Here is a 9,219-nt window from a genome sequence, read left to right on the forward strand (position 1 = left end):
GATCGCATCGAAATCTCATCCTCACCACTGGTTAATATTGTCAACTACCCGACGCCATCGAAATCGTAGTCATCATATTCACCGACAACGGTGACTTGTTCTCCAGGAGTTAGATTAATTTCCTTCCACCATCGAGGACCTGGATCAACGATGATTTCACCCGTACCATCATTCAGCGTAAACTCGTTACCGACAACGCTTTTAACCGTACCCGAAATCGTGACACCCGAATTGCGTTGCAGTTCTCGAATCGGGGTTTGTGCGATCGCGGTTTGGTTGATGAGTGAACCCATCATACTGGGAACTCCTAGGGCTAGGGAAACTGAGGTAAAAGCGAGTAATATAGTACCTTTCATCAGTCTGTTTGGTATGTCTTGATACATTCCCCCGTCAGACGACTGGCGGGGACTTGTTGACTTTTGAGCGTTAGAAATCCAACACTTTGTCAGCCGCTAAAATTAAGTTAGGGATTTCATTATCCTCTAAGGCAAGTTGACTTCCAGGACGCAGAGAATTTTGCTCAATCCCGACGGCGCTAGCACAAACCGGACAGACGATAATCTTGCCACCTGCGGTCACAAAATCTTCATAGAGTTCAGCAATAGTCATAGTACTGTTTCCCCAACGCAGATCTAAGGGTTGTCTAGCATCTGCCAGTCGCACGCCTTCCAGGGTTAGCACCACTGTAACCTGCGCCCCTTTCCTTTGCATATTGCCTCCCAGCTTCAGCGCCATAAAAACAGCGTGAAGATCATCGGTGCTGTGTTTAAGATGCACAATAATTTTCTGCTGGTTAGCGGCGGTAATTTCCTCCCCTGTGTTGGGTGTGATCTCGCCTGGTTGCGCGTAACCCGGTAATTGGGTGGCTAACGGTAATACCAGCACTGCGCCTAAAAGTGCGATCGCCCCTCTACCTACTCTGCCACTGCCCTGTTGCATAATATTTATACCTCAAGCCGTTTGACAATTGTGTTGACGTTGTTGCTTAAGTGCAGCCCAACGTTTGAGAAATAAATGCCGAATCGATGATCATGCTTGTCTTGTGTTTTGTCAAAAGACAAACGGTCAAATCTATGATTAGGGGCGATCGCACTCTATCCTGATGTCATGATCAAGTCCGGTGAGATTCACCGATTGCTGGTTTAATTCGGGGCGATCGCGTCTTTTTTTTAGTTAACCAGTAGCCTCATCTTTTTCGTTCTTTGGATTTGGTGTCCTCTGGTTGAAATTCTGTCCATCCTCTACAGACAATCTCGTAACATTTTGGTGGGGCAATGGGTAAATTTGTCAAGTTGAAAAATGCCGCTTGATTGGCATACTCCAGCAACAAAACAACATCTTTGTAAGGATTATAATGATCCACCACTTGCAAAATATAGCCATTCATGAAATGTTTTTGCCGTAGCACCGTATCAGGAGCCGCCAGCCATGCATTTAAAAAAGTAGCTAGACGACGGCGCGGCACAAAATGAGCTGGGAATGTTTCTCCAAAAGCACCAACAGTCGGAGTATTGGTACTACAGACAACAGTACCACGATCCCCACTCAAGTAGCCAACCCAAGCGTTATAACCAATGACTAACAGGTTAGTGGCGATAAAATCGTGCTGCCAATCTTGAGAGTTTGTTTCAGTCATTTGTCATTCGTTATTCGTCATTCGTCATACTCGAATAGCGCGAGAAGCAAGCTACGTCATTTGTGATAATTGAATGGTTAGGTCAGGGCTGGTTTAGTGACGTTAGGGTGGACAAAAAACGATAGTAATGAAACCCGCCCCTACACCCCTAAAATAGACGTTCTAATTACTTCTCCATCTTCCCCAAGACTTAATCGTGTAGGATTAGAAAACTCTGACCTTAGTCGCTAATCCCAGTCTTCGCAACAGACTAATCATCAACCAAACCAGGTCAATTTCCCACCACAATACGCCGTACCGTGCCCTTCCTCCAATTTGTGTGCTTGCATTTGACTCATTACCTGGGGTTTGGCAATGAATTCAGCATGGAACGGTATCCAATCCAGACTGATTGTCTTCGATGCGATCGCGGCATCCTGCACATCCACACAAACCATCCCGCGACCGGATTCGACAAAACCGTTCCAAGCGTAATACCCAATCACCAACAAATTGGCATGAATAAACTCATTTTGCCAGTAGCCCAAATTACCTTGCCAAACACTATTTTCCGGACGCATAGATTTCCTCCCGCAGCATTTTTGCCGCTTCTACCATATTTTTCAACGCCGGAATTACTTCGTCCCAATGGCGAGTTTTCAAGCCACAGTCGGGATTAACCCAAATTTGTTCAACGGGCAAATTAGCCACTCCTGTCCGTAGTTGTTCCAGAAGGTGTTCTGTTGTGGGAATCACTGGACTATGGATATCATAAATACCATTCCCCACCTGATGAGCATATCCAGCATTAGTAATTTCAAACAAAGTTTCATTATTACTGCGGCTATTTTCAATGGATAAAACATCCGCATCCAGACGCTGAATGTGCTGAATAATATCCCCAAACTCCGAATAACACATGTGAGTATGAATCTGGGTTTGGGGTTTGGCAATTCCAGCACTGAGACGAAACGCATCCACTGCCCAAGACAGATAATCCTGCCACCGTTCTGATTTCAGCGGTAAACCCTCTCGCAATGCCGGTTCATCAATCTGAATAATCGTCGCTCCTGCTGCTTCTAAATCCGCCACTTCTTGCCGCAAGGCTAAGGCAATTTGGAACGCCTGTTCCTGTCGGGAAATGTCGGTACGGGGGTACGACCAATTAATCATCGTTACGGGTCCGGTGAGCATCCCTTTAATCGGTTTTTCCGTTAATGACTGGGCAACTTTAAACTCACGAACCGTCATCGGCGCTTGACGCACGACATCACCATAAATAATCGGGGGACGAACATAGCGACTGCCATAACTTTGTACCCATCCATGTTGAGTGAAGGCAAAACCTTGGAGTTGTTGCCCAAAAAACTCTACCATATCGGTGCGCTCAAATTCACCATGCACCAGCACATCTAATTCGGCTTCTTCTTGATAGCGAATACACTGAGCAATTTCGGCATCAATTGCTTTTTTGTAGTCAGCCAGAGTAATTTCGCCGCGCTTCCATTGCCGCCGTAGTTTCCGCACCTGTGAGGTTTGCGGAAATGAGCCAATTGTGGTGGTTGGAAATGGGGGAAGTTGAAGTTGTAGTGGCTGTCTTTGGGCATAGGGGAGCGATCGCTCAAAGGCATCAACATTCAATGACTGAAGCTGTTGTTGAACCTGTGTATTGGGGGGACTGAATTGCTCAAACGCCGTTTGACCTGTGGCAATATCCTGCAATTGCGATCGCCTGTCTTCCCCTTGGAGGGTTTGCGCCAAAATTACTACTTCTTGGAGTTTTTGTTCAGCAAAACTCAGCACATTTCGTAGGGGTTCGGGTAACTTAGTTTCCCTTGTTGCATCGTAGGGAACAAACTGTAGGGAGGCGGAGGGTTGAATGGATAGGTTGGAGGTAATTGGTTTAATATCGTCCAGGATTGGTAAGAGGCGATCGGGTCGAATTTGCCAGATGTTTCGTCCATCTACAATACCCACACCCAGGCGTTTATCGCTGGGAAACCCATGGCGTTTAAGTTGTTCTAGATTGCGCCCACGGGTAAAGTCTAAACTGATGCTGGCAACGGGTAATTGGATCACCCAGGGATAACTTTCACCCAAATCATCAAAATAGGTGACCAAATTTAGCGGTATACCAACCTGCGCCAATGAAGCGTAAGTTGATTCATAGTCGTCTTTAAACTTAGCCGTATCTCCCAAAACGAGGGCAGGTTCATGAATTTGGACTTCTTCTATATCCAAGGGTTTGAGTGCCTGTAGCAGATTCACATAACGATCGCACAGAGGACGAATGATCTCCGAAATCGGCATGTCTAACCGGCTCAATCGTAGGAGTGTCATCGGGCCTAAAATAATCGGAGTTGCCCGTTTTCCCAGAATTTGTTGGGCGCGTTTAACTGTTGCCAAAACCGGATTAAAATCTGTCGGTTGCAGTTGGGCGGAAATTTCCGGCACGAGGTAGTGGTAATTCGTATCAAACCACTTGGTCATTTCCAGGGCGGGAATGCCTTCTTTCCCCCGTGCCATGGCAAAGTATTGCTCTAAACCGGATAGATGCCGAAATCGTTCTGGAATCAATCCCAGATAAATGGACCAATCGAGTACAGAGTCATAGAGGGTAGCGTCACCAATCCCAATGCGATCGATACCGGCTTCACGTTGGGTTTGCCAGTTAGTTTCTTCCACCTGGCGCAGGGTTTCCCATAAGGATTCTGCGTCTAATTTTTCACTCCAGAAGGCTTCTAATGCTTTTTTGACTTCGCGGTTTTTGCCGATGCGAGGATAGCCTAATGTTGCGGTTTGAATTGACATGGTTTTTCTGTGTTTAATTAAGGTGTAATAGCCAGGATTTGATCAAGCGCTAAGGGTAGCACTTCACCATCAATGAACAGCAATCAAGCTATCTAATGCCTCAGGCAATTAATCGGTGTTACCGGAGTCATTAGAGCGATGAAATGCTATAGGTTGTGTTGAATGGGTGCAATTTCCTCAAAGGCAGAATCTGTGCCAGAAAATCCGGTTCAACGGTTCAGGTGATTCTGACCTAGGCGGGAAAGCCTCGGATATAGTAAGCTGTCATGCATTTAAATTGGGTATTAGCCGCGAGCAAGATGCAAAGCCTGCGGCATGGCTTCGCTAAACGCACTACCAGGATGAGAGCCATTCTTGACATTAAGGTTTAAATGCCGAACAGCTTAATGCTATATTTCCGGACAGCAGAAGCACTGCCTTCACTGGATAAATTGCCAAACCAATCGATTAATGCCAGCTAGCATCTGTAGCGTATTTCTGGCACGATCAGAGCGTAAAATCGCGGCATGGGACTATTCATAATTGTATACCTCTGTACCTCGCAGATGGATGAAATGAGTTGACTGAAATTGTTTGACATTCGGCGGGCATTCTGACTCAGAGACATCAGTCTCATTACAGCTGCGGGACAGCGTCGGATTTGCACCAAACTTTCCCCATTACTTCTAACGGCTGCTCCCCGTTAGAACCGAACTGTGATTTTCACTATATCACCATTATGTGTTTTTTGTCTCCCCTGTTCCCCTGATTTTGCCCACAAGGGGAATAAACAAGGCGAATGGCGGAAATGGGTAAGTCCGGAAGCACCAAAATTCCCTTGGCTCGACTGACTCTAAATCCATATATAGTACAAAAGTACCATTAACACTTAAACAAACTTCACAGCAAAAATGATAATCATTATCAAAAGTAAGGTAATATAGTCTCGCGGCAAAAAAGCCGCTTCAAAACTAGATCAATAGGAGGACGAAAATGTGCCAGCCTATCTCGATTAGACCAAGAACGAGAGCAGCTAATTCAACGTCGCGGGGAACTCTCGAACCAACTCAGTCGCAACAAGGATGAACTTCAGCAAATTGAAACGGAACTTTGGCTCATATTCAAGGACATAAGGTAAAACCCTTTCATACTCCTGCACCGCCGACAACACTCTATATGCTATGATAATGATTATTATTATCAAACAATGTAGTTGCCGAAGTCAAACCTGCTATCAATCCAGCAAAGGAGACTGACCATGCCAAATTATCGCCGTCTAGTTACCACAATCCTGGCTTTAGGAATCGTGTCTTTAGTCGGCTGTGGACAAACTCAAACGAATGAAACAACCGAATCGGCTCAATCTGCTGACTCTAACGTCTCAGAGAATCAGCTTGACGTGGTTGTGAGTATTCCACCGCAAAAATATTTTGTCGAACGGATTGGTGGTGAATATGTCAATGTCACCGTAATGTTACCGCCTGGTGCGAGTCCAGCCACCTATGAACCCAAACCCCAACAGCTACAAAATTTAGCGGATGCAGAGGCGTATGCCCGCATCCAGGTTCCTTTTGAGAATGCCTGGTGGGAACGCATTCGTTCTGCGAATCCGGAGATGAAAGTTGTGGATTTGACAGAAGGAGTTAACCGAATGCCTATGGCGGCGGAACATTCCCATCCCGGTGAAGAACACCATCACCACAGTGACGCCGACGAACACCAGCATGATCAGGAGGCTAGTTCTCAAACCGAAACCGTAGCCAATCCCGATCCCCACATTTGGCTATCACCCCCCCTGGTTAAAGAACAAGCACAAACCATTTATGCAGCTCTTGTCGAACTTGACCCCAGCCGTCAACAGATTTATCAAGAGAACCTAAATGCCTTCATTGCTGACCTAGAGCAACTGGATCAAGACATTCAGCAAACCCTTTCTGGAGTTGAGAATCGAACCTTCATGGTCTTCCATCCGGCTTGGGGCTACTTTGCTCGTGCCTACAATTTGGAAATGGTTCCCATTGAAGTTGGAGGCAATGAACCCAGTGCGGCAGAAATGTCCAAGCTAATTTCTAAAGCCAAGGCAGACAATATTCAAATCATTTTTGCTCAACCTCAATTTAGCACCAAAGACGCTAAAACAATTGCCAATGAAATTGGTGGAGAGGTGATTTTACTCGATCCACTGGCTGAAGACTGGATGAGTAATATGAGCAAAGTGTCTAACACATTTAAGGATGTTATGGGTGATCCAACCGCCCTGTTAGTTGTCACCCCTCACCTTATGGCTGTGATTAGCAAATAGTCTATACTTATTGTTTTTATTGCAGCAAATAACACCAACTTTTTGTCACTATCGATAACGAATGTCATCAGACCAATGCTTCCTGATGTTGCGCCATATCTGACCCATCCGGGCGATAGCAAAAGGGTGTATTTGTTGCCTGATAAAAAAGAGAGAACTGGTATCACTGTGGCGCAATCAACTACATCTGAATTCGTGATTACGATCGAAAACCTTTGGGCAGGATACGGTCAGGAACCGATTTTGCACGATATCAATCTTTCGGTCAATAAATTGGACTATATCGGCATCATTGGTCCAAATGGAGGCGGCAAGACCACCCTATTCAAGGTACTATTGGGATTATTGTCACCTCAACAGGGACAGGTGAAAATTCTCGGACGTTCGATTCAGCAAGGTCGTCGTTATATCGGTTATGTTCCACAGGTGATGACATTTGACCGCAGTTTCCCCATTAATGTTGGGGATGTTGTGCGGATGGGACGTTTGGGCAAGGGTCGTTTATTGAGACATTTTAATCGTAAGGATGATGAGAAGGTAGAACAGGCATTACAACAGGTAGACTTGCTAGATTTAAAAGATCGCCCGGTGAGTGAGCTTTCCGGCGGGCAGTGCCAACGAGTCTATATTGCTCGGGCGTTAGCAACAGAACCTCAGATTCTACTGCTTGATGAACCCACAACCAGTCTAGACCGTCAAGCCTCTACAGCCATCTATGAACTGCTGCGTCAACTGAATGAATATGTGACAATTTTGATGATTTCCCATGATATTGGCATGGTATCCTCTTACGTTAAAACAATCGGCTGTTTGAACCAACGGCTGTATTACCACGGTGACAGTCAGGTAACGAATGAAATGCTAGAACAGACCTACGGAGAATCAGTCGAACCAGTGATTCACAATCGGTTTGTACCGCGAACGTTAGCCGCGCATCCGTCAAAACCGACCTAACTCAAAACCTGAATAGCCGAGACGCAAGGAAATAATTTTGATTTCGCTTATGCTGGAAGTTATACAGCAAGAATTTATGCAAAATGCCCTATTAGCTGGGCTGTTGATTAGCATTGCCAGTGGCATTATTGGCAGCTTTGTGGTGGTCAATCGGATTGTGTTTATCGCTGGAGGCATTGCTCACGCCGCCTATGGGGGTGTGGGTATGGGATTTTTCTTGGGATTTAATCCAGTGCTGGGGGCAAGCGCCTTCAGTCTGATGGCGGCGTTGACAATGGGATGGGTGCAGCGTAAAACCCAGTTGCGACAAGATACTGTCATTGGTATGTTATGGGCAATTGGTATGGCAATTGGGGTAATTTTTATTGATTTGACACCGGGCTATACGTCAAATCTAAGTAGTTATTTATTTGGCAGTATTCTCGCTGTTCCTAGACGCGATCTCTGGATTATGCTGGCGCTAAATATAATTATCGTCATTTTGGTCGCGCTGTTTTACAAAGAGTTACTGGCGATCTCCTTTGACGAAACCTTTGCCACGGTGCGGAATGTACCAGTGAATGGGCTTTACTTGATGCTGATGGGAATTATTGCACTGACGGCGGTGATGCTGATGCAGGTGGTGGGCATAATTTTACTGATTGCCCTGTTGTCTATGCCCGCCGCGATCGCGAATCTGTATGTCAAGGACTTGAAGAAAATGATGCTACTAGCTAGCCTGCTGTGTATGATCTTTACCACAGCCGGATTGTGGCTTTCCTACGTCCTCAATTTCACCTCTGGTGCCACGATCGTGCTGTGCGCCGCGATCGCTTATCTTGCCAGTTTGGGCATCAATTTTCTCCGGCGATACCGCCAAAGGCAGACAAGATTGTTTCAGTAGAGTCTTTCCCTTAAATGGAGATCAAGTTCCTCTCTCTGTGTAGCCTTAATCCAGGCTTTTCTGTTAAAATGAGAATGATTATTATTTTATTTTGGATTATGATCAGTCATTTGGATTTTTATCGAGAGAATATGTTTGACTCAATGGATATTGAACAACAGGCTTATCAAATTAAGCCGATGAACTGTCCCTTTCACGTTCTGACCTATAAGCACGACCTGCATTCTTACCGCGAGTTTCCCTTACGCTTTGCTGAATTAGGAACAGTTTATCGCTACGAACGCTCAGGCGTTATGCATGGTTTGATGCGTGTCCGAGGATTCACCCAAGATGATGCTCATATTTTCTGCTTACCCAATCAGATTGCCGATGAAATCATTGGGATATTAAATCTAACCGAGCAAATTTTATCAGATTTTGGCTTTACAGATTATGAGGTTAATTTATCCACTCGTCCGGCTAAATCTGTTGGCACCGATGAAGTTTGGGAGTTAGCGACAACAGCTTTAAAACAAGCTTTAGCTGCCAAAGGTTGGAATTATATTGAAGATGTGGGTGGTGGCGCGTTCTATGGTCCCAAGATTGACCTTAAGATTCGAGATGCCATTGGTCGTTTGTGGCAATGTTCGACAATTCAGGTCGATTTCAATTTACCCGATCGCTTCAATATGGAAT

At 45.5% G+C, this 9,219-nt stretch carries 7 protein-coding genes, 2 pseudogenes and 1 riboswitch; of the genes and pseudogenes, 4 read left to right on the forward strand and 5 right to left on the reverse strand.

Annotated elements, in window-relative coordinates; all coding sequences use genetic code 11:
* Positions 1 to 56 precede the first annotated feature (56 nt).
* From ACLFWI_RS20500 to metE, 5 genes and pseudogenes are all read right to left on the reverse strand, one after another.
* Positions 57 to 356: pseudogene (locus tag ACLFWI_RS20500) on the reverse strand (NirD/YgiW/YdeI family stress tolerance protein); the annotation flags it as partial.
* 70 nt (positions 357 to 426) lie between these two features.
* Complete coding sequence (locus ACLFWI_RS20505; RefSeq protein WP_446414444.1) at positions 427 to 939, reverse strand: DsrE family protein; 513 nt, start codon at positions 937 to 939, stop codon at positions 427 to 429.
* A gap of 247 nt (positions 940 to 1,186) precedes the next feature.
* Entirely contained in the window at positions 1,187 to 1,636 is a 450-nt protein-coding gene (locus tag ACLFWI_RS20510; protein ID WP_446414445.1) for a hypothetical protein, read from the reverse strand.
* 257 nt (positions 1,637 to 1,893) lie between these two features.
* A complete protein-coding gene (locus ACLFWI_RS20515; protein ID WP_446414446.1) occupies positions 1,894 to 2,196 on the reverse strand; it encodes a hypothetical protein in 303 nt (100 codons plus the stop codon).
* Entirely contained in the window at positions 2,180 to 4,426 is a 2,247-nt protein-coding gene (gene metE, locus ACLFWI_RS20520) for a 5-methyltetrahydropteroyltriglutamate--homocysteine S-methyltransferase (protein ID WP_446414447.1), read from the reverse strand. Before metE ends, ACLFWI_RS20515 begins: the two co-directional genes overlap by 17 nt.
* Positions 4,427 to 4,991: 565 nt before the next feature.
* Positions 4,992 to 5,134: riboswitch (cobalamin riboswitch) on the reverse strand.
* Between the two features lie 529 nt (positions 5,135 to 5,663).
* Between metE and ACLFWI_RS20525 the strand changes: the two genes are divergently transcribed.
* The 4 genes and pseudogenes from ACLFWI_RS20525 to ACLFWI_RS20540 form a co-directional block, all read left to right on the forward strand.
* Positions 5,664 to 6,707 (forward strand): metal ABC transporter solute-binding protein, Zn/Mn family, encoded by a 1,044-nt coding sequence (locus tag ACLFWI_RS20525; protein WP_446414448.1) that lies wholly within the window; start codon positions 5,664 to 5,666, stop codon positions 6,705 to 6,707.
* A gap of 168 nt (positions 6,708 to 6,875) precedes the next feature.
* Positions 6,876 to 7,661: a metal ABC transporter ATP-binding protein gene (locus ACLFWI_RS20530; RefSeq protein ID WP_446414449.1), complete on the forward strand. Its 786-nt coding sequence runs from the start codon at positions 6,876 to 6,878 to the stop codon at positions 7,659 to 7,661.
* 49 nt (positions 7,662 to 7,710) lie between these two features.
* Positions 7,711 to 8,544, forward strand: coding sequence for a metal ABC transporter permease (locus tag ACLFWI_RS20535; protein ID WP_446414450.1), 834 nt, complete (start codon positions 7,711 to 7,713; stop codon positions 8,542 to 8,544).
* A 107-nt stretch (positions 8,545 to 8,651) separates the two neighbouring features.
* A pseudogene (locus ACLFWI_RS20540) lies at positions 8,652 to 9,219 on the forward strand (aminoacyl--tRNA ligase-related protein); the annotation flags it as partial.

Source organism: Coleofasciculus sp., assembly GCF_046539235.1.
Taxonomy (GTDB): domain Bacteria; phylum Cyanobacteriota; class Cyanobacteriia; order Cyanobacteriales; family Coleofasciculaceae; genus Coleofasciculus.

Coding starts and splice junctions, on each gene's coding strand:
- ACLFWI_RS20505 (WP_446414444.1), bottom strand. CDS start 939: ATGCAACAGGGCAGTGGCAGAGTAGGTAGAGGGGCGATCGCACTTTTA.
- ACLFWI_RS20510 (WP_446414445.1), bottom strand. CDS start 1,636: ATGACTGAAACAAACTCTCAAGATTGGCAGCACGATTTTATCGCCACT.
- ACLFWI_RS20515 (WP_446414446.1), bottom strand. CDS start 2,196: ATGCGTCCGGAAAATAGTGTTTGGCAAGGTAATTTGGGCTACTGGCAA.
- metE (WP_446414447.1), bottom strand. CDS start 4,426: ATGTCAATTCAAACCGCAACATTAGGCTATCCTCGCATCGGCAAAAAC.
- ACLFWI_RS20525 (WP_446414448.1), top strand. CDS start 5,664: ATGCCAAATTATCGCCGTCTAGTTACCACAATCCTGGCTTTAGGAATC.
- ACLFWI_RS20535 (WP_446414450.1), top strand. CDS start 7,711: ATGCTGGAAGTTATACAGCAAGAATTTATGCAAAATGCCCTATTAGCT.